Origin of the sequence: Segnochrobactrum spirostomi, from assembly GCF_009600605.1 — a bacterium.
Taxonomy (GTDB): Bacteria; Pseudomonadota; Alphaproteobacteria; order Rhizobiales; family Segnochrobactraceae; genus Segnochrobactrum; species Segnochrobactrum spirostomi.
In genome coordinates this window covers 203,590-228,528 of sequence record NZ_VWNA01000001.1, presented here as the reverse complement: position 1 = coordinate 228,528, position 24,939 = coordinate 203,590, and the positions used below count along the sequence as shown (strand labels likewise).

Genomic DNA, 24,939 nt, shown 5'->3' with positions numbered 1-24,939 from the left:
CCTTGACCCCGCGCGTACCGGCTTTAAAGCACGCTGCCGAAACGCCCGCCTGCGAACACCCACGCCAACACCGGACAACAAGGAAACTCGTCCATGCGCGTCTATTATGATCGGGATGCCGACATCAACCTCATCAAGGGCAAGAAGGTCGCCATCGTCGGCTACGGCAGCCAGGGTCATGCCCACGCTCTGAACCTCAAGGATTCGGGCGCGAAGGAGATCGCGGTGGCGCTGCGTCCGGGCTCGGCCTCGGCGAAGAAGGCGGAAGGCGCGGGCCTCACCGTCATGACCCCGGCCGAAGCGGCGAAGTGGGCCGACGTCGTCATGATGCTGACCCCGGACGAGCTCCAGGCCGACATCTACCGCGAGAGTCTGCACGACAACCTGAAGGAAGGCGCCGCGCTTCTCTTCGCGCACGGCCTCAACGTTCACTTCAATCTGATCGAGCCCCGCAAGGACCTCGACGTGCTGATGGTCGCCCCGAAGGGCCCGGGCCACACGGTGCGCGGCGAGTACCAGCGCGGCGGCGGCGTGCCCTGCCTGATCGCGATCCACCAGGACGCCTCGGGCAACGCCCACGACATCGCGCTCTCCTACGCCTCGGCGATCGGCGGCGGCCGCGCCGGCATCATCGAGACCACCTTCAAGGAAGAGTGCGAGACCGATCTGTTCGGTGAGCAGGTCGTGCTCTGCGGCGGTCTCGTCGAGCTCATCCGCGCCGGCTTCGAGACGCTGGTCGAGGCGGGCTACGCCCCCGAGATGGCCTATTTCGAGTGCCTCCACGAGGTGAAGCTCATCGTCGACCTCATCTACGAGGGCGGCATCGCCAACATGAACTACTCGATCTCGAACACCGCCGAGTACGGCGAGTACGTGACGGGTCCGCGCATCATCACCGCCGAGACCAAGGCCGAGATGAAGCGCGTGCTGAACGACATCCAGTCGGGCAAGTTCACCCGCGACTGGATGCTCGAGAACAAGGTCAACCAGACCTCGTTCAAGGCGACCCGCGCCAAGGCGAACGCCCATCCGATCGAGGAAGTCGGCGCCCGCCTGCGCGACATGATGCCGTGGATCAAGGCGAAGGCCCTGGTCGACAAGTCGAAGAACTGAGGCGAGGCCGCGGCGCGAGACGTCATGTCTCGCGCGCTGGCATCATTGATCGGGACGGGGCGGCTTCGGCCGCCCCGTTCGCGTTTCAGGGGGATCCGACAGGGGCGGCGGCGGCGCGCGATTGCGACGCCTAGCCGCCGCGCGCTACTCCGACGAAAGGATTAGAGTGACCGCCTCTCGGGGAGGGAGGCGCCTTTGGTCATCCTCGCGGTCGGACTGTTCCTGTTTCTCGGATCCCACCTTTTGCCGGGCACCCGGCTCAAGGATCGGCTCAGCGCGCACTTCGGCGAGCGCGGCTACCGGATGGGATTCGCGCTCGCGTCCGGGCTCGGCTTCGTGCTGACGCTGTACGGCTATCACGCGGCCCGCAACGCCGGCCCGATGATCCTGTACGATCCCCCGCTGTGGCTGCGGCACGTCACGATGGGGTTGATGCTGATCGCGATCATCCTTCTCGTCGCCACCTACATCCCCGGCCGCATCCGGCTCTACGTCCGGCACCCGATGGTGACGGCGGTGCTGATCTGGGCGTTCGCCCATCTCCTCGCGAACGGCGATTCCGCCTCGGTGATCCTGTTCGCGGCGTTCCTCGCCTGGGCGATCCTCGACCGCATCTCGCTGAAGCGGCGTGAGACGGCCGGCCTCGTCACCGTCACCGGCGGGCCTTGGCGCAACGATCTTCTCGCGGTCGGGGTCGGTCTCCTTCTTTATGCCGCGATCGTCCTCAGATTGCATGCTTGGGTGATCGGCGTGCCGGTCATCTGAGTCTCGTCCGCCACGGCGCTGCGTGGCCGCACCGTACAGCCCTGTCGGGCCTCGGCCAGGGGCGCGATGGCCGGTTCGCAGAGGTTCGGCTTGGCGAACCGCCGCGAACGCGCTAAGCGGTGCGTTCGACATGCGACAAGGCCGGACGGCCGACCGGAGATGGGTACGACGGCGCGCCAGGCGCGATGCGACGTGCCGGAGCCGGCATGAGGCCGACGAGGCCGGGAACGGGAGCGGATGACGGATATCTTCACCGAGGTCGAACAGGACCTCCGCCACGAGCGGATGAAGAAGCTCTGGGACCGTTTCGGACTCTACGTGATCCTTGCCGCCGTTCTCGTCGTCGCCATCACGGCCGGCTGGCGCGGTTGGGTCGCCTGGAAGGAACATCAGGCCGCGACCTCCGGCGACGTCATGCTCGCCGCGCTGAAGACCGCCGAAGCCGGCGATCACAAGAAGGCCGCCGTCGAACTCGGTGACCTCGCCGGCAAGGCGGGCCTCGGCTATCAGGTGCTCGCGAAGTTCCGCGCGGCGACCGAACTCGCCCAGAGCGGCGACGAAGCTGGTGCTGTTTCCGCCCTCGACGCGATCGCCGCCGACGGTTCGGTGCCGCTGCTCTATCGCAACCTCGCCCATATCCGGGCGGGCTATCTCGTTCTCGACGACGGCGACCGCAAGGCGGTCGAGTCGCGGGTGTCGAGCCTCGCCGAGACCGACAATGCGTGGCGCCAATCGGCGCGCGAGCTGATGGGCGTCGCGGCCTATCAAGCCGGCGATTATGCCGGCGCGCACAAGTGGTTCCAGGCGATCGTGGAAGATCCGAACGGCCCGGCCGACGCCACCGACCGTGCGCGCATCATGCTCGCGCTCGTGAAGGCGGCGGAGACGCCGGCCGCCGCGGCGCCGAAGGCTGCCAACCCCTCCTGACCGCCCCACGCCGTACCGCCACCGTACCGCCAGTTCGACGAGGCCCCCGATGGCACGCAAAGCATCCCCGTTCGTCCGCGCTCTCCTCCTGTCCGTCATGGCGCTGAGCGTCGCGGGCTGTGATTCGCTCGCGAGCCTCAATCCGTTCGCCGACCACAAGACGCCGCTACCGGGCGAGCGCCACGACGTGTTCGGGGCGGCGGACGACGTCAATCAAGCGAAGGCCAAGGAAACCGTCGCCTCGATCGGCGCGCCGCAGGGCGGCGGCGATTGGCCGGACGCGGGCGGCCCCGCTTCCAACGATTCCGGCAATGTCGCCTTCTCCGGTTCCGGTGCGCGCGGCTGGTCGTCGGCGGTGCTCGGCGGAACGGGCAGCTACGGCGGCTGGATGTCGTTCGGCTCCGGTGCGGCGATGCGCGTTTCGGCGAAGCCTGTGACCGGCGGCGGCCTCGTTTATGTCTACACGCCCGACGGCAAGGTCACCGCGATCTCGCAGTCGAGTGGCGGCCGCGCCTGGCAGACCTCGGTGAAGCCGGACAAGGAGCGCGATTCGGCGATCGGCGGCGGCGTCGCCTACGATCAGGGGCGCGTCTATGTGTCGACCGGCTACGGTAGCCTGCTGGCCCTCGATGCGGCGAGCGGCAAGCAGCTTTGGACCAAGGACATCGAATCGCCGGCCCGCGGCGCTCCGACCTCCGCCGGCGGCAAGGTATTCGTCGTATCCTCGAACAACGTCGTATTCACCGTCAACGCGGCCGACGGCACCGAAGTCTGGACCTATCGCGGCATTCCGGAATCGGCGGGTCTGCTCGCCGCCGCGAGCCCGGCCGTGTCCGGCAACACGCTCGTCGTGCCGTTCTCCTCGGGCGAGGTGATGGGCTTCGACGTCACCAAGGGCCAGCCGCTGTGGTCCGACGCGGTCACCCGCGCGACCCGCACGATGGTGCTTTCCTCGGTCAGCGACGTGTCCGGCAGCCCGGTCGTTTCGGGCGGCACGGTCTACGCGTCGGGAGTCTCGGGCCGCACCATCGCCGTCGACCTCAAGACGGGCGAGCGCAAGTGGGAGCAGGACTTCGGCAGCACCAACACGCCGATCGTCTCCGGCAACGCGGTGTTCGTGCTCGATCTCGACGACCGCCTGATCGCCCTCGACCGCTCGTCCGGCGGCGTGATCTGGTCGACCCAGCTTCCGATCATCAACACCAAGAACAAGCGCTCCCATTGGAGCGGCCCGGTGCTCGGCGGTGGCCGTCTTTGGGTCGTTTCGACCGAGTCGCAGATCGCCGCGGTCGATGCGAGCAACGGCCAGCTCGGCGCCACCAAGCCGCTGCCCGGCCCGGCCTATCTCGGGCCGATCATCGCCAATGGCAGTCTGATCGTCGTCACCGGCAACGGTACGATCAACGCCCTGCGCTGACGCAGGGACAAGGAAAGGGGCCGGCGCGATGACGCCTGTGGTCGCCATCGTCGGCCGTCCGAATGTCGGCAAGTCGACCTTGTTCAACCGCCTCGTCGGACGGCGCATCGCGCTCGTCGACGATACGCCGGGTGTGACCCGCGATCGGCGGGAGGGCAAGGCGAAGCTCGGCGACCTCACCTTTACGGTCGTCGACACTGCCGGCCTCGAGGAAGCCGACATCGACAGCCTCGAGGGCCGCATGCGGGCCCAGACCGAGGCGGCCGTCGAGAGTTCCGACATCGTCCTGTTCGTCGTCGATTGCCGCGCCGGCATGACGCCGCTCGACGAGCATTTCGCCGATATCCTGCGGCGTACCTCCCGTCCCGTCATCCTGGTCGCCAACAAGGCCGAGGGACGGGAAGGGCAGGCGGGTCTGCTGGAGGCGTTCAGCCTGGGTCTCGGCGAGCCGGTCCCGATTTCGGCCGAGCACGGCGAAGGCATGGCCGACCTCTATTCGGCCCTCGTCGGACATTTCCCCGATCCCGACGCCGAGGACGATCCGCCGTCCGATGTCGTGACCGACACGGACGAGGCGGACGAGGAGGGGCTTCTCGCACGCCCGCTCAAGCTGACCGTCGTCGGGCGCCCGAACGCCGGCAAGTCGACCCTCATCAATCGGATGCTCGGGGAGGATCGCCTGCTGACCGGCCCCGAGGCCGGTATCACCCGCGACGCCATCACCGTGCCGTGGGAATGGCGTGGCCGGCGGGTGGACATCGTCGATACCGCGGGCCTCCGCCGCAAGGCGCGCGTCGAGGGCAAGCTCGAGAAGCTGTCGGTTGGCGAGACGCTGCGCTCGATCCGCTTCGCCGAGGTCGTGCTGGTGACGCTCGACGCGACAGCGTCGTTCGAGAAGCAGGACCTTCAGATCGCCGATCTCGTCATCCGCGAGGGCCGGGCGATCGTGGTGGCGCTCGACAAGTGGGACCTCGTCGAGGATCGCGGCGCGGCCATGAAGGCGGCGCGCGAGCAGGTCGACCGGCTGCTGCCGCAGATCCGCGGCGTCGAACTCGTGCCGGTGTCGGGCCTGACCGGCGTCGGTATCGACAAGGTGCTCGACGCGGCGTTTCGCGCCCGCGAGATCTGGTCGAAGCGCATTTCCACGGGCCGGCTGAACCGCTGGCTCAGCGGCGTGCTCGAGCACCATCCGCCGCCGGCGGTGAGCGGACGGCGCATCAAATTGCGCTACATGACGCAGGCGAAATCGCGCCCGCCGCATTTCATCGTGTTCTGCTCGCGGCCCGAGGCGCTGCCGGAGTCCTACACGCGCTATCTCGTCAATGGTATCCGCGAGACCTTCGAGATCACCGGCTGCCCGATCCGACTCACCTTGCGCAAGGGCGACAACCCGTTCGCCGAGGATTGACGCGGGCGTCATCTCGATCGCCACCGTCTCACGTCATGGCCCGGCTCGTCCGGGCCATTTCGTTTTGGGGAGGTCGAATGGGTATGACGGAAGGGCATCCCTGGCCCTGGGTCCCGGGGACAAGCCTGGGGATGGCGACGGAGAGGGCGATGTCCCACAGCGCTCGCGAAGGGGGGCGATCTCCCCGGATGTGCAAACATCCTGCGCTTAAATATGTTGACTCAATGTTGAATCAATAAAGGAAGCGGTCATCCGGGCGCTCCGGCGTTGCCGCGGACACCAAGCCGGCACACGGCCACTCCAAACAAAACGGCCCGGACGAGCCGGGCCGTGATGCAGTGAAAGACGGGGGTGGGATTAGCCCTCGGCGGCCGCGTCTTCCGTCTCGATCTCCACCGGAACGCCGAAGCTGCGCAGGGTGCCGGTGCGGGCGTCGAAGACGAGCCCGGAGCGGTCGAAGGTCGGCGACAGCAGGGCGAGCGTCGGCGGCACCAGCGCTTCCGGCACCGGGAGCGTCTCCGGGTCCTCGCCGGGCATCGCCTGGGCGCGCATGCGGGTGCGGGTGGCGCCGGGATCGAGGGCGTTGATGCGGACCGCCGTGTGAGACGTCTCCGCCGCGTAGGCGCGCACGAGAGCGTCGAGGGCGGCCTTGGAGGCGGCGTAGGGGCCCAGAACGCCCGCCCGCGCCACGCCGCCGAGGAGGACACGAACACGGCACGCCCGGCCTCGGCCTGGCGCAGCAGCGGATCGAGCGAGCGGATCAGCCGCCAGTTCGCCGTGACGTTGATCGTCATGACGTCCTCGAACGCCTTCGGATCGACGTGGGCGAGGGGCGAGATCGGCCCGAGGATGCCGGCATTGCCGACGAGGACGTCGAGCCGGCCCCACCGTTCGTAGATCGCGGCGCCGAGCCGATCGAGGGCCGGCATGTCCTTGAGGTCGAGCGGCACCAGGGTCGCGGCCTCGCCGCCCGCTGCGCGAATGGCGTCGTCGAGCTCCTCGAGCGCACCGACCGTGCGGGCGACCGCGATCACGTGGGCGCCGGCGCGGCCGAGCGCCAAGGCGAGGGCGCGGCCGATGCCGCGCGAGGCGCCGGTCACCAGCGCGACGCGGCCCGAAAAGTCGATGGAAGGATGCTCGGCCACGACTCTCTCAGACATGGCGATCTCAGACCGCTTCGGCGAGCAGGTTGAGCTGCCGCGTCGTCTCGATGTCCTGCTGGTCGGTCAGACGGGTCGGATAATCGCCGGTGAAGCAGGCGTCGCAGAATTGCGGCGTGGTTCCGTTGCGTCCGGGCTCACCGACGGCGCGGTAGAGGCCGTCGATCGACAGGAAGGCCAGGCTGTCGGCCTTGATGAAGGCGTTGATCTCCTCGATCGACATATGCGAGGCGATCAGCTTCGACTTCTCCGGCGTATCGACGCCGTAGAAGCAGGAATTGGTCGTCGGCGGGCTCGCGATGCGCATGTGCACCTCGGTGGCGCCGGCGTCGCGCACCATCTCGACGATCTTCTTCGAGGTCGTGCCGCGCACGATCGAATCGTCCACGAGCACGACGCGCTTGCCCTCGAGCATCGCCCGGTTGGCGTTGTGCTTCAGCTTCACGCCCATGTGGCGGATCGCGTCGGTCGGCTGGATGAAGGTGCGGCCGACATAATGGTTGCGGATGATGCCAAGTTCGAACGGCAGGTTGGCCGCCTGGGCGAAGCCGAGGGCCGCGGGCGTGCCGGAATCCGGTACCGGGATGACGAGGTCGGCCGGGGCCGGCGATTCCAGCGCGAGTTCGGCGCCGATCCGCTTGCGGACGTCGTAGATGTTGCGCCCTTCCACGATCGAATCCGGCCGCGCGAAATAGACGTACTCAAAGATGCAAAAGCGCGGGCGGGCTGCCTGGAAGGGCCGGATGCTCTCGATGCCGTCCTCGGTTATGACGACGAGCTCGCCCGGATCGATGTCGCGCACGAAGCTCGCGCCGATGATGTCGAGGGCGCAGGTCTCGGAGGCGAGCACGTGGGCGTCGTCGAGTTTGCCGAGGACCAGGGGACGGACGCCGAGCGGATCGCGGCAGCCGACCATCTTCTTTTCGGAGAGTGCCACAATCGCGTAGGCGCCCTCGATCTGGCGCATCGCATCGACGAACCGGTCGATGAGCTGCCCGCGGTTCGAGGTGGCGATCAGGTGGATGATCGTCTCGGTGTCCGAGGTCGATTGGAAGATTGAGCCGCGCTGCTGAAGGCTGCGCTGGAGGGTGCGAGCGTTCGTCAGGTTGCCGTTGTGGGCGACCGCGAAGCCGCCGCCGGCGAACTCGGCGAACAGAGGCTGCACGTTGCGCAGCACCGGCGCGCCCGTCGTCGAGTAGCGGGTGTGGCCGATGGCACGGTTGCCGGCGAGACGCTCGATCACCGCGGGCTTCGAGAAATTGTCGCCGACGAGGCCGATGTGGCGCTCGGTGACGAAATGGGCACCGTCGAAGCTGACGATGCCGGCCGCCTCCTGCCCGCGGTGCTGCAAGGCGTGCAGGCCGAGTGCGGTGAGCGCCGCCGCCTCGGAGTGCCCGAACACGCCGAACACACCGCATTCCTCGTGCAGGTGGTCGTCGTCGAACGGATTGGTTCCGAACGCGTCTCCGAGGTGCTGAAGGCGGTCGTCTTTGCCCATTTCTTTCGTCGAACCCTTCACTGGATTGCAGGCCGCAAGGTCCCGCCGAACGGGTCTTACTGGCCCTGTCCCGCCGGAGCGGGCTGTGTGCCGGCCGGCGGCGTCGCCGGTTGCGGCTGTCCGCCGGAAGCGGCCGGCGCCTGGGTCTGCGAAGTGTCGCTGCCGTCGTTGGTCGACTGGATCAACTGATCGAGGCTCTGCCGCGACCCCGTGCCGTAGCTCGCGTCCGGCGTCTGGGGCGCGGGCTGCGATCCCGGCGCGGCCGGGGCCGTCGTCGTGTCCGTCTTGAGGCCCGGGATCTTGCCGCTCAGGCTGGGCCCGAGGCGCTCGGCGATGATCGCATCCGGGTTGCTCGGCAGCGCGGCGACGAGGCGGCCGCCGAGCTGGTCGAGCATCGTCTTGGTGCGGGCGTCCGCCACCCACGGCGGCTGCCGGTCCTGCGGCACCAGCCAGTTGAAGAACAGCATCGCCACGACGAGGAGCAGGATGCCGCGCGCAGCACCGAACACGAAGCCGAGCGCCCGGTCCACGAACCCGATCCGGCTGTCGATCACGAAGTCCGATATCTTCATGGTGATGATGGAGACCACAATCAAGGTCACCAGGAAGACGCCGCCGATCGAGGCCGCCAGCGCGAGCTGGGGATGGTGGATGTACTTCGATACCAGCGGCAGCAGATCGTCGTAGAAGGCGTAGGCTGCGATCGCCGCGACGACCCACGAGGCGATCGACAGCACCTCGCGCACGAAGCCGCGGACCATCGCCAGCACGGCGGAGAGCAGCGTGACGACGAGGACGATCCCGTCGAGAACGGTGAACGACATCAGCCAGACAATCCCATGCGCGGCCGAGACCATCGGCCGCCGTTGGCGCCATCTCCGCCACCGACCTCCCCGGCGGACGGCCGGGGCGCATCCGAACCGGTCCGATCAAACGGGGCGATCGTCCCGGCGCTCGCGGCCGGGGGTGCCCGATCTCCGATAAGCGCCGGTCTCAAACGTCTGAACGGGCCAGCTTATCGTCCGGATGGCATCCGGCCGGGAAGGGCCCGCGCGGGCTCCCTCGAAGGAGGCTCCCGCGAAGGGGCTTGGCCGACCACATCGGCCACGAAATCGATCAGCGCGCCGACGCCGCGAACGCCGAGGGCGCGTTCCCGACCTGAATCGACCGCCGCCGAATCCGGTGCGACGGCCATCCGAAATCCCAGCTTTTCGGCTTCCTTAAGGCGGGATGACGCATGACCGACCGGCCGAACGCGACCTGTGAGGCTGACTTCGCCGAAATAGACGCAATCGGGGGGAAGGGCAACCCCGCTCAAGGAGGATACCAGGGCTGCAGCCACTGCAAGGTCGGCACCCGGTTCGGCGATCCGCAGGCCGCCGGCGACGTTGAGATAGACGTCGTTCGAGCCGAAGCGGACGCCGCAGCGCGCCTCGAGCACGGCGAGAATCATGGCGAGGCGGTTGCCGTCGAGCCCGACGGTGGCACGCCGCGGTATGGCGAGCGTCGAGGGAGCGACGAGCGCCTGGATCTCGACGAGGAGCGGGCGGGTGCCCTCCATTCCGGCGAAGACGGCGGTGCCGGGGCTCGCGGTGTCGCGCTCGCCGAGGAAGAGCTCGGACGGGTTCGGCACCTCCTTGAGCCCGAGGCCGGTCATCTCGAAGACGCCGATCTCGTCGGTCGGGCCGAAGCGGTTCTTCGTAGTGCGCAGCACGCGGAACGGGCCGGCGCCGTCACCCTCGAAGCTCATGACCGCATCGACCATGTGCTCGACGACGCGCGGGCCGGCGATCTGGCCGTCCTTGGTGACGTGGCCGACGAGCACGACGGTCGCGCCGGTCGTCTTGGCATAGCGGATCATCGCGTGGGCGCAGGCCCGCACCTGCGTCACGGTGCCGGGCGCGGACTCCGCCGCCGCCGTCCACAGCGTCTGGATCGAATCGATGACGACGAGCGCCGGCCGGCCGGCCGAGGAGAGGGTCGCGAGTATGTCCTCGACATTCGTCTCCGCCGCGAGCGAGACGGGCGCGCCGGAAAGCCCCAGCCGCTCGGCGCGGAGCCGGATCTGCGCCGTCGCCTCTTCGCCGGAGACGTAGACGACGCGCTCCCCGGCGCGGGCGAGCGCGGCGGTCGCCTGGAGCAGCAGCGTGGACTTGCCGATGCCGGGATCGCCGCCGATCAGGATCGCCGAGCCCTGAACGAAGCCGCCGCCGGTCACCCGGTCGAGCTCGGCAATGCCGCTGCTCACCCGTGGCGCCTCGTCGGCTTCACCGGCGAGCGAGCCGAGTTCGACGCTGCGTCCTTTGCGCGGCGAGGGCTTCGGCCCGGCGAGGATCGACTCCGCCATTTCCTCGACGATGGTGTTCCACTCGCCGCACGCCTCGCACTTGCCCGACCAGCGGTTGGAGACCGCGCCGCAGGCTTGGCAGACGAAGTGGGAACGGGCCTTGGCCATGATGCCTTTCGGGACGCGCTACTCGCGGTCGGGAACCTGATATTCGCGGGCGAGGTTGGAGAAGCGGGTGATCTCGGCCTCGAAGGCGAGCGGCACCGTGCCGGTCGGACCGTGGCGCTGCTTGCCGATGATGACCTCGGCGATGCCCGCCACCGCCTCCATCTCGGCCTGCCACTTGAAGAACTCCTCGGTGCCTTCCTTCGGCTTCTTGTTCTTCAGATAATATTCGTCGCGGTAGACGAACAGGACCACGTCGGCGTCCTGCTCGATCGAGCCGGATTCGCGCAGGTCCGAGAGCTGCGGCCGCTTGTCGTCGCGCGATTCGACCTGACGGGAGAGCTGCGAGAGCGCGACGATCGGCACCGCGAGCTCCTTGGCGAGCGCCTTGAGGCCGGTGGTGATCTCGGTGATCTCCTGCACGCGGCTGTCCGACGAGCGGCGGTTCGAGCCTTGAAGGAGCTGGAGATAGTCGACCACGAGGAGGTCGAGCCCGCGCTGGCGCTTCAGGCGGCGGGCGCGCGCCGCGAGCTGGCCGATCGAGAGGCCGCCGGTCTGGTCGATGTAGAGCGGGATCGTCTGCATCTCCTGCGCGGTCGCAGCGAGGCGTTCGAACTGGTCGGGATCGATCGAGCCGCGCCGGATCAGCGAGGAGGGCACGCCGGATTGTTCGGCGAGCAGACGGGTCGCGAGCTGCTCGGCCGACATTTCGAGCGAGAAGAAGCCGACGATGCCGCCGTCCTCGGCCTTCAGCGAGCCATCGGCCTGCTGCGCGCCTTTGTACGAGCGGGCGATGTTGTAGGCGATGTTGGTCGCGAGCGAGGTCTTACCCATCGCCGGACGGCCGGCGAGGATGATGAGGTCGGAGCGCTGGAGGCCGCCCATCAGGCGGTCGAGGTCGGTGAGGCCGGTCGCGAGACCCGACAGGCCGCCCGAGCGCTGATAGGCGGCCGCCGCCATATCGACCGCGGCGATCAGCGCATCCGAGAAGGTCTGGAAGCCACCCTCGTAGCGCCCGCTTTCGGCGAGACCGTAAAGGCGGCGCTCGGCGTCCTCGATCTGCATCTTGGGCGGCTGATCGATCGGCGAATCGAACGCCACGTTGACCATATCCTCGCCGATCTGAATCAACTGACGGCGTAGGGCGAGATCGAAGATCATCCGGCCGTGGTCTTCGGCGTTGATGATCGTGGTGGCGTCGGCGACGAGGCGGAGCAGATATTGCGTCACCGAGATGTCGGCGATCTGCTCGTCCTGCCCGAAAAACGTCTTGAGCGTGATCGGGGAGGCGACCTTGCCGGCCCGGATCAGGTGCGACATCTTCTCGTAGATGCGGCGGTGCGCGTCGATGAAGAAGTGCGGTGGCTCAAGGAAGTCGGAGACCCGGTAATAGGTCTCGTTGTTCATCAGCACGGACCCAAGAAGCTGCCGCTCGAGCTCGACATTGTGCGGAGCGGTGCGCGCGCTCGGTCCTGCGGCTTCGATCTTGCGGGCTTTGGCGTCCATGCGGTCGCAGGCTCTCCCAGCCGATTTCGAGCGGGTGCGGCTCGGGTCCGATGATCGCGTCCGACCGGCGGACCGGGAGCGACCCGAGCAAGCCCGCTCGATAGCGTGCCCGTCCCGCCGCGTGAAGCCTCAAAGGCGCCGCGGCGGATATCATGCCCGCAATCAACAGGGGGAGGGCGCGGCCCGCTGCCGCCAAGCCGCGATTATGCCCCGCAGGGGGTGATTCGGGCGAGCGTTTCCGCCTCAGGCGGCGACGCCGCTCTGCTTCGGGGCGAGCGTCTTGGCGATTTCGGCGACGATCTCGAACGAGCGCAGCCGGGCGGCGTGATCGTAGATCTGGCCGGTGACGATGATCTCGTCCGGGCGCGTCTCGTCGATGAAACGCTGGAGCTTCGCGCGCACCGTCTCCGGCGAGCCGACGGCGGCATAGGCGAAGGTTCGTTCGAGACCCATCCGCTCCATCGACGACATCCGATCGCGCATGTCGTCCGCCGGCGGAGGCAGGGGCCCCGGGGCACCGCGGCGCAGCGCGAGAAATTGCTGCTCCAGCGAGGTGAAGAGGCGCTCGGCCTCGGCGTCCGTCTCGGCCGCGAAGGCGTTCGCGGCGACCATCGCATAGGGCTTGTCGAGCGTGTCGGACGGGCGGAACTGGCTGCGGTAGAGCGCGAGGGCCTCGTGCAGATGATCGGGCGCGAAGTGCGAGGCGAAAGCGTAGGGCAGACCGAGCATCGCCGCGAGCTGAGCGCCGAACAGACTCGACCCGAGAATCCAGATCGGCACCTCAAGGCCGGCGCCGGGCACCGCCTGGATCACCTGGCCGGGGCGGGCGGGCGCGAACAGCGCCTGCAATTCCATCACGTCCTGCGGGAAGCGCTCCGCGCTCTCGTTGAGGTCGCGCCGCATCGCCCGGGCGGCGATCTGGTCGGTGCCGGGCGCCCGGCCGACGCCGAGATCGATGCGGCCCGGGAACAGTGCCGCAAGGGTGCCGAATTGTTCGGCGATGAGGAGCGGCGCATGGTTCGGCAGCATGATGCCGCCGGACCCGACGCGGATCGTCTTCGTGCCCGCGGCGACGTGGCCGATGACGACGGAGGTCGCGGCGCTGGCGATGCCCGGCATGTTGTGATGCTCGGCGAGCCAGTACCGCTTGTAGCCCCAGGCTTCGGCATGGCGGGCGAGATCGAGGGTGTTGCGGAAGGCCTGCGAGGCGTCGCTGCCGAGGGTGATCGGCGCGAGGTCGAGAACGGAAAACGGGATCATCGAAGGCTCCGGCGCTCGGATGGCCTGCCCGTCCGCGGTGCGGACCTCGAGGCGGTGTATCTTGGGACGGTACCCAGGGGGATGGCGTTTTCGAAAGACGGACCATCCCGTCTTCGTGAAAGATGGCGATGGATCGGCCGAATGCGAGGGCGGCGGGACTGGAAGCGGTCCCGCTCGCGCAAGCGAAGCGAGAGCGCTGCCATATTGCAATGCGGGAGCGCTTCGCTTACTTGTTCGATGTTCGTCGAACAACGATCGCCTGTCAACCGTGGCGGTCCGCGACGACCTCAACGTTTCCGCGTCGGTAGAGGCGGGGCCCCGCCGACGTCCTCCCGCCTGACGACCCAACAAGGAGCTTGCGATGCCGAGCCTGTTCGATCCCCTCAAGGTCGGGGATATCGAGATTCCGAACCGTATCGTGATGGCGCCGCTGACCCGCCAGCGCGCGGGCGTGGAGCGCATCCCGAACGCGATGATGGCCGAATATTATACCCAGCGCGCCGCCGCCGGCCTCATCCTCACCGAGGCGACGGTGGTGACCCCGATGGGCATCGGCTACGCCGACACGCCCGGCATCTGGTCCGACGAGCAGGCCGAAGGCTGGAAGCTCGTCACCGAGTCCGTCCACAAGGCCGGCGGCCGCGTCTTCCTCCAGCTCTGGCACGTCGGGCGCATCTCCGACCCGTTCTTCCTGAACGGCGCACAGCCGGTGGCGCCGAGCGCGATCGCCGCGGAAGGCCACGTCAGCCTGCTGCGGCCGCAGCGTCCGTTCCCGGTGCCGCGCGCGCTCGAGCTCGACGAGATTCCCGGCCTTATCGAGGATTATCGCCGCGGTGCCGCGAACGCGAAGGCGGCCGGCTTCGACGGCGTGGAAATTCACGGCGCCAACGGCTACCTGCTCGACCAATTCCTTCAGGACCGCACCAATCACCGCACCGACGCCTACGGCGGCACGATCGAGAAGCGGGCGCGTCTGCTCCTCGAAGTGACCGATGCGGCCGTTGAAGTCTGGGGAGCGGGTCGCGTCGGGGTTCATCTCGCGCCGCGGGGCGATTCCCACACCATGGGCGACAGCGATCGCGCCGGCACGTTCGGCTATGTCGCGCGCGAGCTCGGCAAGCGGAAGATCGCCTTCCTCTGCGCCCGGGAGCGTCAGGCGGAGGACAGCATCGGCCCGCAGCTCAAGGCGGAGTTCGGCGGCGTCTACATCGCCAACGAGGGCTTCACCCGGGAGAGCGCGGAGAAGGCACTCGCCGACGGCATCGCGGACGCCGTCGCGTTCGGCAAGAGCTACATCGCGAACCCGGACCTCGTCGCCCGCTTTGCGGCGCATGCGCCGCTGAACGAGCCGAACCCGAGCACCTTCTACGCCCCGGGCCCGGCCGGCTACACGGACTACCCGACGCTCGCTGAGGCGGCTTGAGCGGACATGTCTCGATGAAGGACGGGGCGGCCTCGGCTGCCCCGTCGGTCGTTCCGCTTCAACTGATGTCGGTGATCGCCGCGATCTTGTCGGCGCGCAGGGTGAAGAGCGAGACGCCCTCGAGGGCGATCTCCTGGCCGGCCTTCCAGCCGTTCGGCAGATCGGCGGCGACGGTGGCGCGGTAGGCGATCTTCAGCGTGGCGTGACCGGCGCCGACGATGGCGTTTGTCACCTCTTGCCGGCGCTCGGAGAAGAAGGCGACGCCTTGCTCGGCGAGGGCCGCGAAGGCCTCGATGCCCACGGTTTCCGCGGTGATCTCGGCGCCTGAGCGGTTGACGAAATGAACGTCGTCGGTGAGGCAGCGCAGCATGGCGGCGACGTCCCGCCCGTTATAGGCCGTGATGTAGTGTTCGATGATTTTCGGAACCGGGTCCATCGTTCGCTCGCTTCGAACCGCTGAGGCGCGGACCTTATCGGCCTTGTATGGCGACGGCGTCAAAGGCGATGGAGCCCTCCGATCTCGTGCCGTCTGCTCGGGACCGGATCGCCCGCCACGCAATGTTTGAGAGGGCCGGGGCTTGCCCCTATGATGCCGTGATGCGTAAACCGACCCCATCCCCGGCTTGTCCCGCGCTTCAGGAGATTGCCCTGACCGACGTGCTCGGCGCCTTGAGCGATCCGACGCGGCTCGCGATCGTCGCGCGGCTGTCCAAGTCGGGCAGCGAGCACGGCTGGGGCGAACTCGACGTCGGCGTCTGCAAGTCGACCCTGAGCCACCACATCAAGGTGCTGCGCGAGGCGGGGCTCATTCATTACCGCAAGACCGGCACGCGCTGTCACATCTCGATCCGCCGCGAACTCGACGGCGCCTTCCCCGGCCTCCTCGACCAGGTGTTGCGCCTCGCGGAGGCCGACCCCCACGTCGACTGCGATTCCGTGCAGATCAAGGTGGGGGCGTTCTGAAGCGGGCGCCCGCATACAATGTTCGACAGAGCGCAGCAGACCTGATCGCCCATCCCCTGGCCGTGATCGCACTCGAAGACAATTTCGCGGATGCCTTCGATGAGGCGACGGGGACGAACGGGACGGACCTGAATCTGGGCGTCTGAAGTGACGGCATCTATGCCGTCTTCAAGGCTATGGCCGCGCTTTCACATTCTTCTTCAGCTTGTGCCGACGGGCCGGGTGCCGCTCTACAGGACGGCGCCCTGACACGGACAATCAGCGATTTCACAAAGATGAAACGAGGAATGAGTGGCGCGCCCTAGGGGAATCGAACCCCTCTCTCCACCGTGAAAGGGTGGCGTCCTGACCGATAGACGAAGGGCGCATGCCTTGTCGCGCGGGAAGCCCGCGTCGGTGGCCGGGTTTATAGAGGGGCGAGACGCGGCGGGCAAGCACCCGGCGCAACGCAGTTGCGGAAAACTTCGCCTTGGAAAAAGTCGGGACGGGAAGGTGGCCGCCAAAGCCCTCTCCCTCGTCTTCCCCAGGCTCGTCCCGGGACCCGGGGGCGCGAGCGCCGCGCCTGCCGCCCCTGGATCCCCGCCACAAGGGCGGGGATGACGAAGGAGGGCGGAGTGGCAGCGGCTGCGAGACGGCCGCGGCGGAGACGGAGGGGATGTCGGAGCCGCCGCGGGCTTACGAGCCTCCGCGCGGCTCACCAGTGGCCGGTGTTCGGCATCGAGGCCCACGGCTCGGCCGGGGCAGGGAGCCGCCCTTCTGGAGCAGTTCGATCGAGATGTTGTCCGGGGTGCGGAAGAAGGCCATGTGGCCGTCGCGGGGCGGGCGGTTGATGGTGACGCCCTCGGCGGCGAGCTTGGCGCAGGTCGCGTAGATGTCGTCGACCTCGAAGGCGAGGTGGCCGAAATTGCGGCCCTCACCGTAGACTTCCGGGTCCCAGTTGTAGGTGAGCTCGACGAGGGGCGCGGCTTCGGCCCGGCTGCGCTCCACGTCCTCGTCGGCGGCGAGATAGACGAGGGTGAAACGGCCTTTCTCGCTCTCCATGCGACGGACCTCCGTCATGCCGAGAATGCGGCGGAAAAAGTCGAGCGAGGCGTCGAGATCGGACACGCGAATCATCGTGTGTAGGTAGCGCATGGCAAGGCTCCGGAGGGGCTGCGACCAGGAACGAGGAAACCGCCTCTTTCATAGAGCCACGCGCCGACGCCGCCAACTGCCCGCAATAGACAAAGATACATATGAGTATCATTTAATGAAACCTCGCGAACACATCACAAAACGAGGTGACCCACCTTCAACACTGTGAAAAAAGACTGGTGGACCGAGGTGGCGGTGCTATTCTCGTTACAATTTGGTAAGGTTCGCTCCGTGCGAAGTGAATGATCGGGAAGCCGCGTATGGGCGCCAAAGTCTCGACCGAGCCGAGTGAAATCGATGTCGCGTTGCTCCACGAGGACGAGGCGAGCGTCGTCGAAGTCGCCGGCGTCATCAAATGGTTCGATGTCGCCAAGGGTTATGGCTTCATCGTTCCGGACAACGGTCTGCCGGACATCCTCCTCCACGTGAGCTGTCTCCGGCGCGACGGGTTCCAGACCGCCTATGAGGGCGCCCGCATCGTTTGCGAGGTGCTCGATCGGCCGAAAGGCCTTCAAGCGCTGCGCGTCCTCTCGATGGACGAATCCCAGGCGCCGCACCCGGCGCAGTTGCCGCCCCAGCGCACCAACGTCCAGGTCACGCCGACCAGCGGCCTCGAGCGCGCCCGGGTGAAATGGTTCAACCGCGTGAAGGGCTTCGGCTTCCTCACGCGGGGCGACGGCACCGAGGACATCTTTGTCCACATGGAGACCCTGCGCCGCTACGGCTTGACCGAGCTGCGTCCAGGCCAATTGGTGATGGTGCGCTTCGGCAACGGCCCGAAGGGCCTGATGGCCGCCGAGATCCGCCCCGAAGGCGGCAACGCGATCCCCCAGTCGCACTGATCGCCCCCGCGGGGGACGCCCAAATGGGTTACCCGCCGCGGCAACCGTGGCGATCATGAGCCGGGTCCGGCTGCTCAGCGCTCCGTGGGGACGCCCGGCGTATCCGCGCGAGCCCCTGAGCTTGGCGGCGGACAAGCGCGAAATATCTTCATTCCCGCAACGCTGCCGAAAATTCGGCGCGATCCCCTGCCTCGCTCTCGACGTCGTGTCCGTGTTCCTGCTCTTCGGCTCCGTGCCGTAGGGCTGGGACGGCCCGTCGAACCCGTCCGATCCTCATCTCTCTGTCTGGTAGGGCCTATGCGTTCCGTTTCGGCGCTCGCGCGCATCGCCGCCGGCTTCGTGCTTCTCGCCGGTTTTCTGGTCGGCCTGTCGTCCCTCGCGCCGGCCCTCGCGGCCGGCAACGAGGCGCTCGTGGCGGTAACGTCGCAAGGCCATACGACCTTCGACGTGGAGATTGCCGACAATCCCGACTCCCGCGCCCGCGGGCTGATGTTCCGCGAACACCTCGCGCCGAACACCGGCATGCTGTTCGATTTCGGCAACGATCAGGACGTCGCGTTCTGGATGAAGAACACGCCGCTCTCCCTCGACATGATCTTCATCCGTTCCGACGGCGTCGTGATGCGGATCGCCAAGGACACGGTGCCCTTCTCGGAAGTCGGCATCCCGTCCGGCTTTCCCGTGCGCTTCGTGCTCGAGGTGGAGGCCGGAACGGCGACCCGGATCGGCCTCAAGCCAGGCGATCACATCGAGAACGCCCGGATGAAGTCGCCGCTCCCGTGAGCGAGCCGGCGGCGCGACCTCAGCGCGTCGCCGTCGCCTCCACCGAGAGCAGCCCGATCAGCGACGACGGGGCGAGCATCGCCGCGCCGATGACCTGGGTGAGGGGAACCGGCGCCGCTGGCTTCGCCTCGAAGCGCAGTGTGCCCGTCGGATCCTTCAGGAACCGCTCGAGCGCCACCTTCACCCGCGCGGCGAAGGCCTCGCCGGCAACGTCCGCCACCATCTCCTGAGCGGTCTGGACGAGACCGGTCGTCAGCGCGTCGGCCGGAAGGCCGCTTTCCTTCGCCTGCGCGGCGATGAACCGCTGGATCGCCTCGGCGTTCGAGAGCGAGATGTGGGCGGATTTCACGCTGATGCTCGGCAGTGCGGTCTGCGCCTCGTCGGGGTTCTCGAACACCGATTGCGGCACGCCCGCGAGCGCCACGAAGGCGTTGAGAACGCCGCCGTGCTCGACCGTCGCCCGGAACGGCGACAGCATCGCGTCGCCCGTCGCCGCATCCCACTTGAGGCCGAATTCGCCGTCGAAGCGCAGCGGCACGAGACCGAGCTCCTTCAGATAGGTGAAGGTCTCGTCGTCCTCGCCGCTCTTCAGGAGGTATTCGGGGACCTCGAGCTTCGCGATCTTGAGCGAAACGGCGGTGGGGATCGGCGGCACGAACGCGCTCTGGGCGAGGGCGAGGCGGTCCAGCGACAGGGCGTCCGATCCCTCCGTCGCATAGCGCACCTTCTCGATCGTGAAGCCACCGAGCATCGGGACCGCGTCGAGCATCTGGCGCGTCGTCGGATCCGGCACAGCCTCGGTTTTCTGCACCTTCGGCTCGCCGCTGTCGGCGGGAGGCGCCTTGTCGGGGCCGCCGTCGGGAGCGTCGTCCGGGGCGGGCGGCGCGCCTTCGTCCTTCGGGGTCTCGACCTCGGCCTGGGCGACGCCGATCTTGATCAGCGCGAGGATCGCCGCCTTCGTCGGGAAGCGGATGTCGGTGAGGGCGAAGCGGCCGAGCGAGAAGGTGTTCTTCTCGCCTTTCTCCTCGATGGCGACATCCGAAACCGCGATCTCGCGGATGCCGGAGGCGTCGAGTCCGCTGGCGGCGATCTCGCCGATTTTGCCGCGCGCCGGCCCGCCCTCGACGCCGAGCCCGTTGAGCCCGACGCGGCCGACGGCGAAGCCGCCGGCATAGGTCATCAGGATGTCGCTCGCCGCGACGGGATCGATCTCCTCGCCCGAGAGCGCTTTGTCGATCAGGTCGGCGACCGAGACGGAGGGCACGGCGGCGGTCATCCGTTCGACCGATTCGCGTGCGATCGAGACCGAGGCCTCGGGGAATTCCATGGTGAAGCCTTCGACCCCGCCATATTCGAGCAGCTGGGCCGGGGCGCGGGCGGTCTCCGGCGAGCCGAACAGCGAGCGCGCCAAGAGGCCGTAATCGTAGTTGCGGTACTCGGCCGTCTTCTGGGCCAGCGAAAATGTCTGCTGCGGGGCGGGGCCCGCGTCGCTCTTGCCGGCTTCGGCCGCGGCCGGCTCATCCACGGTGGCGCGGGTCGCCGAGTCGCGGGCGATCATCGAGCCGATCCGCCCTTCGTCGATGTCGCGCGCCTCGAGACCGCCATAGGTCGTCGTCTGCCGGGTGCCGGCCTGCACAGTGTCGATCGTGGCGCCGCCGACGGACCAGTGCTTCAGGGCTAGCTTTGCCGAGGCGTCGATGAGCGGCTTGAACCGCGAGAAGGGGTGCTTGGGATCGTCTGGAATCGCCGGCGTGCGCGGCCACGAGGCCCCCTCGGCGGTGAGATCCTTGAGGGCGTAGCTCTGAGAGAAGGTCCGGTGTTCGGCGCCGCCCGTGGCATCCATCACGATGTCGGCCGCGGGCACGTCGATCCGCTTGGCGCTGTAGAGGCCGTCGTGCTCGGCGAAGTCCTCGAAGGTGACCTTGGGCAGCTCGATCTCGAGCTTGACCTCGACGTGGGACTTGGTGGGCTTTCCGGCGGTGTCGCCTCCGGGCGTCTTCGTGCCCGGTGTGGTGCTATCCGCCTGATCGGCCGTCTCGTCGCGGACCACGAAATCGAAGCTGTGGCTCCAATCGATCGAGACGTTGGAGACGACGACCTTCCGGCCGCCGTCCTCCTCGGTGATGGTGCCGCCGCGCACCTCGACGCCCTTGAAGGCCTTGAGATCGGCGAGCCATTGATCGGCCGCAGCGCGGCCGTCGGCCGCCTGCGCCGCCGGAGCGGCGAAGGCGGTGACGAGAAGGACCGTCGCGAACGACGACCGGAGGGCGCGCGTCTTAGTCGGATCGAGCGCTGGCAGCGGCATGCAAGGTCCTTCTCTTTCAAAAGGTTACTGGTTCGCCTTCACGTCGGCATTGAGGACGTCCGGCAGGGTCTGCGGCGCCATCATGGCGGTGCCGAGAACCTGGGCGAACGGCAGCGGCTTGGGCGGGGCCACCGTGGCGGTGATCGACTTCGGCGCCTTGAGGAAGTTCGTGCCGGCGTCGGTCACCTTGTTGCGGAACGTCACGTCGGAGATCGGCGCCAGGAGCTGCGGGAGCGCCGCCGAGAGTTGCTCGACGATCGTCGCCGGCGTGGTGCCCTGGTCCTTCGCCTGCGCATCGAGGAGACGCTCGACGAGGGTATCGTTCTTGAAGCTCAGGTCCAGACGATTGACCGTGAGGGACTGGAGCACCTGCGTGGTCTCGTCCGGGGTCTTGGCCGATTCGAGCTTGGCGATCGCGTCCGCGGTCACGCCGCCGAACGAACCGGTGAGCGTCAGCGTGCCGATGCCCGGACCGCCGAACTGGAAGGTGTCGAGGTTCGCCGTCGCCTTGGCCTCGTCCCAGGTGCCGCTCGCCTGGAGCGACAGATCGAGGGAGGTGTAGCCGAGACGGGTCAACTGCTTGCGGGTGTCGTCGTCCGGCATGTTCGCGACGTTGACAGAGACGTCGTTGATCGCGAGCGAGACCTTGTGCGGCACGCCGTTCGCGATGTCGTCGGTCTCCATCGTGATGGAGCGGATCGGGACCTGATAATTGTCCTTGCCGCGGATCAGGATGTCGGTGAGCTGGGCGTGCTTGTAGGTGGCCTGACCCTTAGTGGAGTTCGGCGCCGCCGCGATGTCGGCGGCCGAGGGAATCTCGACGCCGTCGGCGGTGATCTCGCCGATCGTGACGGTGTCCTCCCCGTCGACTAGCGACAGGCCCTTGAGGTCGAGAACGTCGGCCTTCACCCGGCCGCCGTCGGCGGTCGCCTTGTCGATCAGGACGTGCTCGACCGTGACCTTCTGCGGCGGCGGGGGCGCCGGCGGCTGCGGGGCCGGGGTGCCGTCGGCGGACGGCTCGGGCGGCTTCGGCGGCTCGGGCTTCAGTTCGCCGGTCAGCGTGCTGATGTCGGCGGTGCCCGGTCCCCCGGTGACGGCGCCGACCTGGATGTTCTCGAGGCCGCGGGCTTCGAGGCTCGCGAGGAACGCGTCGGCGATCGGGTTGCCGGTCTTCGGCGCGGCGAAGGCGGGGGACGCGAGCGCGCTCGTCAGGAGAAGCGCGGCGAGCGAACGGCGCAAAGCCTGCCGGGAGCGGGACGGGCGGCGGGACGGGGCGGCAGGCGACATCCGGTATTCTCCGAGAACGAAAGGATCACGTGGCCGAGGGCGGCGGGGGCAGATAACGCCACTGCCTTCTGAAAGACCATACATAAGGCGCGCCTGCGACCTCCATGCAACAAGCCGTCACAAGCGGCTGCGTTCCGGCCGCCCGCCTTTTTCGCGCCGTTACAATCACGAGCTAAGTCTCCCGCCGAGGCGCCATGAAGGCGGGGTGGCAGGACGCGCCCCGGATCGGGGACACGCGGGCATGAACACCTTCCTGCAGGGATTCTTCACGCCGCTCGAATGGGTTCACGATCACTTCTCCGCCTTCGGCGAGGCGCTGGTCGTGACGGCCTTCGTGATGCTCTATGCGGTCGTGGTATTCGCCGTCGTCCTCTTCGTGAAGGCGCGCTTTCCGAAAGCGTTCATCGGTATCTCCGCTTCGATCCTGAGCCCGATCGGCGGCATCTTCGGCCTGTCGGCCGCGTTTCTGACCGCCGATGTGTGGGCGAGCAACGTCGATGCGCTCAGAGCCGTCAACGACGAGGCGCGGGCGCTGTCGCGCATGTGGTCGCTCGCGGGCGGACTGACGGAGCCGGCGAAGTCCGAGATCCGCGGCGACATCGTCGCCTATGCGCGGATCGTCGAGACCGACGAGTGGCCGATCCTCGCCACGATCCACAGCCCGGATTATCCGATCGGCCAGGAAGCTCGCGGCAGGCTCTACGCCATCCAGACGCTGACGAGCCGGCATTCCGACAATCCGGACGATCAGATCATCCTGCGCAACATCTACGATCTCTCCGGCAAGGCGTTCGATGCCCGCACCCGCCGCATCGTGATCGCCATTGATGGCTCCGCCTACGGCAAGCTCTATCTGGCGATCGGTCTCGGGCTCGTCTTGATCGTCGGCGTCGCGGTGACCCATTCGGCGCATCCGATTCAAACGGGCTTCATGACGGCGGCGACCGCGCTCGTCGTCGTCATGGTGCTTGGCATCGTGCTCGGCCGCCCGTTCGATCAAGGCTGGTCGCGCATCGAGCCCGCCAAGTTCTTCGATGTCGCGGGGGAGGTTCGGGGCGGGGAGATCCCGGCAAACGTGCCTCCCGGATCGCCCTGACGTATTGCTGGCCCAGATTCGGGCCGGCACGGCGCCACCCCTCCATGGGCAAGCCTCCGTGCTTGTGCGAACCCTCGGCACTTGGGCAAGCGCGGCGAGTGTGGCAGAAGCGGAGCGCTCCGCACGTGGCGGAGAGATGCCCGGAGGATCGCCATGACCGCACGCCGCTCCTGTCTCGCCGTCATTCTCGCGGCCGGGGAGGGAACCCGGATGCGATCCTCGCTGCCGAAGGTTCTCCATGCCGTGGGCGGCCGGCCGATGGTCGGCCATGTGCTCGCCGCGGCGCGGTCGGCCGGCGCCGACCGGATCGCCCTCGTCATCGGCCACGGCGCCGACGCCGTGCGCAAGGCCGTCGGGGCGCTGCCGGGCGAGACGGAGGTTTTCGTCCAGGAGGAGCGTCGCGGCACCGCCCATGCGATGCTCCAGGCGCGGGCCGCCCTGGAACATGGTGCCGACGACGTGGTGGTGCTCTACGGCGACGCCCCGCTGGTGCGGCCGGAGACGCTCGAGCGCCTGCGCGCCCGCATCGCGGACGGGGCCGATCTCGTCGTGCTCGGCTTCGAGGCGGCCGATCCGACCGGCTACGGCCGTCTGCTCATGGACGGCGACAGGCTCGTCGCCATCCGCGAGGAGAAGGATGCGAGCGCGGCCGAGCGCGCCGTCCGTCTGTGCAATTCCGGCATTCTCGCCTTCCGCGGCCTCCATGTGCTGCCGCTCCTCGACGCCATCGGCAACGACAACGCCAAGGGCGAATTCTACCTGACCGACGTGATCGGGCTCGCCGCCGCGGCCGGCCTCTCGGTGGGCGTCGAGATCGTCGACGAGCAGGAGGTGCTCGGCGTCAACGACCGCGCCCAACTCGCCGCCTGCGAAGCCGCGTTCCAGGCCCGCGCCCGCGCCGACGCCTTCGCCGCCGGCGTCACCATGATCGCGCCGGAGACCGTCTTCTTCGCCTATGACACCGTCATCGGCCGCGATGTCGTGATCGAGCCGAACGTGGTGTTCGGCCCCGGCGTCGTCATCGAAAGCGGCGCGGTAGTCCACGCCTTCTCGCATCTCGAAGGGGCGCGGGTGGCCGGCGGCGCCACTGTCGGCCCATTCGCTCGGCTGCGCCCGGGCGCCGATCTCGGGACCGATGCGAAAGTCGGCAACTTCGTCGAGGTGAAGGCGGCAAAGGTCGAGGCCGGCGCCAAGATCAGCCACCTGAGCTATATCGGCGACGCGCGGGTCGGGGCCGGGGCGAACATCGGTGCCGGCACGATCACCTGCAACTACGACGGCTTCCTCAAACACCACACCGATATCGGCGCGGGCGCCTTCATCGGCTCGAACTCGGCGCTCGTCGCGCCGGTCGCGATCGGCGATGGTGCCCTCGTCGCCGCCGGCAGCACGATCGTCGAGGATGTCCCGGCCGATGCGCTCGCCGTCGCGCGCGGCCGTCAGGCGGTGATCCCCGGCCGCTCCGCGGAGATCCGCAAGCGCCTCGCCGCGCTCAAAGCAGAGCGCAAGGCCGCCAAAGATTAACGCGGCGGATGCTCTGTCGAAAAAGATTAACGCACGTGGCTTGTCGATGAACGGCGGGCACGAGCGTCTCGCAGTT

The 24,939-nt window shown here is 68.0% G+C and carries 18 protein-coding genes, 1 tRNA gene and 3 pseudogenes; 11 read left to right on the top strand and 11 right to left on the bottom strand.

Annotated features, from left to right (window positions below; genetic code table 11):
• The first annotated feature begins 93 nt into the window (after window positions 1-93).
• From ilvC to der, 5 genes are all read left to right on the top strand, one after another.
• A complete protein-coding gene (gene ilvC / locus F0357_RS01110; protein WP_153477806.1) occupies window positions 94-1,113 on the top strand; it encodes a ketol-acid reductoisomerase in 1,020 nt (339 codons plus the stop codon).
• Between the two features lie 195 nt (window positions 1,114-1,308).
• Complete coding sequence (locus F0357_RS01105) at window positions 1,309-1,878, top strand: NnrU family protein (protein ID WP_153477804.1); 570 nt, start codon at window positions 1,309-1,311, stop codon at window positions 1,876-1,878.
• 237 nt (window positions 1,879-2,115) lie between these two features.
• Complete coding sequence (locus F0357_RS01100) at window positions 2,116-2,805, top strand: tetratricopeptide repeat protein (RefSeq protein ID WP_153477801.1); 690 nt, start codon at window positions 2,116-2,118, stop codon at window positions 2,803-2,805.
• 49 nt (window positions 2,806-2,854) lie between these two features.
• The gene (locus F0357_RS01095) at window positions 2,855-4,222 is read left to right on the top strand and encodes a PQQ-like beta-propeller repeat protein (protein ID WP_153477799.1); all 1,368 of its coding nucleotides are present in this window, start codon (window positions 2,855-2,857) and stop codon (window positions 4,220-4,222) included.
• Window positions 4,223-4,250: 28 nt separating this feature from the next.
• Window positions 4,251-5,630 carry a ribosome biogenesis GTPase Der gene (gene der, locus F0357_RS01090; protein WP_153477797.1) on the top strand — a complete coding sequence of 460 codons (1,380 nt, stop codon included), beginning with the start codon at window positions 4,251-4,253 and terminating at the stop codon, window positions 5,628-5,630.
• Window positions 5,631-5,987: 357 nt separating this feature from the next.
• Here the strand turns inward: der and F0357_RS01085 are convergent.
• From F0357_RS01085 to F0357_RS01060, 6 genes and pseudogenes are all read right to left on the bottom strand, one after another.
• Window positions 5,988-6,790 (bottom strand): annotated as a pseudogene (locus F0357_RS01085) (SDR family NAD(P)-dependent oxidoreductase).
• 7 nt (window positions 6,791-6,797) lie between these two features.
• Entirely contained in the window at window positions 6,798-8,288 is a 1,491-nt protein-coding gene (gene purF / locus F0357_RS01080) for an amidophosphoribosyltransferase (protein WP_153477795.1), read from the bottom strand.
• 227 nt (window positions 8,289-8,515) lie between these two features.
• Window positions 8,516-9,112: pseudogene (locus tag F0357_RS01075) on the bottom strand (CvpA family protein); the annotation flags it as partial.
• Window positions 9,113-9,303: 191 nt separating this feature from the next.
• Entirely contained in the window at window positions 9,304-10,743 is a 1,440-nt protein-coding gene (radA, locus tag F0357_RS01070) for a DNA repair protein RadA (protein ID WP_153477790.1), read from the bottom strand.
• Between the two features lie 18 nt (window positions 10,744-10,761).
• Window positions 10,762-12,246 carry a replicative DNA helicase gene (locus F0357_RS01065; RefSeq protein WP_153477788.1) on the bottom strand — a complete coding sequence of 495 codons (1,485 nt, stop codon included), beginning with the start codon at window positions 12,244-12,246 and terminating at the stop codon, window positions 10,762-10,764.
• 243 nt (window positions 12,247-12,489) lie between these two features.
• Window positions 12,490-13,506, bottom strand: a complete 1,017-nt coding sequence (locus F0357_RS01060) for an LLM class flavin-dependent oxidoreductase (protein ID WP_153477786.1) — start codon at window positions 13,504-13,506, stop codon at window positions 12,490-12,492.
• Window positions 13,507-13,867: 361 nt separating this feature from the next.
• Between F0357_RS01060 and F0357_RS01055 the strand changes: the two genes are divergently transcribed.
• Window positions 13,868-14,929, top strand: coding sequence for an alkene reductase (locus tag F0357_RS01055; protein WP_153477785.1), 1,062 nt, complete (start codon window positions 13,868-13,870; stop codon window positions 14,927-14,929).
• 58 nt (window positions 14,930-14,987) lie between these two features.
• On the opposite strand, the gene F0357_RS01050 is transcribed toward F0357_RS01055, so the two are convergent.
• Complete coding sequence (locus tag F0357_RS01050; RefSeq protein ID WP_153477783.1) at window positions 14,988-15,365, bottom strand: nuclear transport factor 2 family protein; 378 nt, start codon at window positions 15,363-15,365, stop codon at window positions 14,988-14,990.
• Between the two features lie 161 nt (window positions 15,366-15,526).
• On the opposite strand from F0357_RS01050, the gene F0357_RS01045 reads away from it, so the two are divergent.
• Entirely contained in the window at window positions 15,527-15,892 is a 366-nt protein-coding gene (locus F0357_RS01045; protein WP_153477781.1) for an ArsR/SmtB family transcription factor, read from the top strand.
• 292 nt (window positions 15,893-16,184) lie between these two features.
• Here F0357_RS01045 and F0357_RS01040 read toward each other — a convergent pair.
• Together F0357_RS01040 and F0357_RS01035 are read right to left on the bottom strand one after the other, a co-directional pair.
• Window positions 16,185-16,259 (bottom strand) — tRNA-Glu (locus F0357_RS01040).
• Between the two features lie 327 nt (window positions 16,260-16,586).
• Window positions 16,587-17,026 (bottom strand): annotated as a pseudogene (locus tag F0357_RS01035) (VOC family protein).
• Between the two features lie 260 nt (window positions 17,027-17,286).
• Between F0357_RS01035 and F0357_RS01030 the strand changes: the two are divergent.
• Window positions 17,287-17,868 carry a cold-shock protein gene (locus F0357_RS01030; protein WP_153477779.1) on the top strand — a complete coding sequence of 194 codons (582 nt, stop codon included), beginning with the start codon at window positions 17,287-17,289 and terminating at the stop codon, window positions 17,866-17,868.
• Between the two features lie 297 nt (window positions 17,869-18,165).
• Entirely contained in the window at window positions 18,166-18,651 is a 486-nt protein-coding gene (locus F0357_RS01025; RefSeq protein WP_153477777.1) for a DUF192 domain-containing protein, read from the top strand.
• A gap of 19 nt (window positions 18,652-18,670) precedes the next feature.
• Here the strand turns inward: F0357_RS01025 and F0357_RS01020 are convergent, their stop codons facing one another.
• Both F0357_RS01020 and F0357_RS01015 read right to left on the bottom strand, forming a co-directional pair.
• Window positions 18,671-20,956, bottom strand: coding sequence for an aq_1923 C-terminal domain (locus tag F0357_RS01020; RefSeq protein WP_153477775.1), 2,286 nt, complete (start codon window positions 20,954-20,956; stop codon window positions 18,671-18,673).
• 24 nt (window positions 20,957-20,980) lie between these two features.
• A complete protein-coding gene (locus F0357_RS01015) occupies window positions 20,981-22,243 on the bottom strand; it encodes an aq_1923 C-terminal domain (RefSeq protein WP_208948155.1) in 1,263 nt (420 codons plus the stop codon).
• Between the two features lie 241 nt (window positions 22,244-22,484).
• Here F0357_RS01015 and F0357_RS24015 point away from each other — a divergent pair, with 241 nt between their 5' ends.
• Both F0357_RS24015 and glmU read left to right on the top strand, forming a co-directional pair.
• Window positions 22,485-23,339: a bestrophin-like domain gene (locus F0357_RS24015; RefSeq protein WP_208948154.1), complete on the top strand. Its 855-nt coding sequence runs from the start codon at window positions 22,485-22,487 to the stop codon at window positions 23,337-23,339.
• A gap of 153 nt (window positions 23,340-23,492) precedes the next feature.
• Window positions 23,493-24,863, top strand: a complete 1,371-nt coding sequence (glmU, locus tag F0357_RS01005) for a bifunctional UDP-N-acetylglucosamine diphosphorylase/glucosamine-1-phosphate N-acetyltransferase GlmU (RefSeq protein ID WP_153477769.1) — start codon at window positions 23,493-23,495, stop codon at window positions 24,861-24,863.
• Window positions 24,864-24,939: the final 76 nt, after the last annotated feature.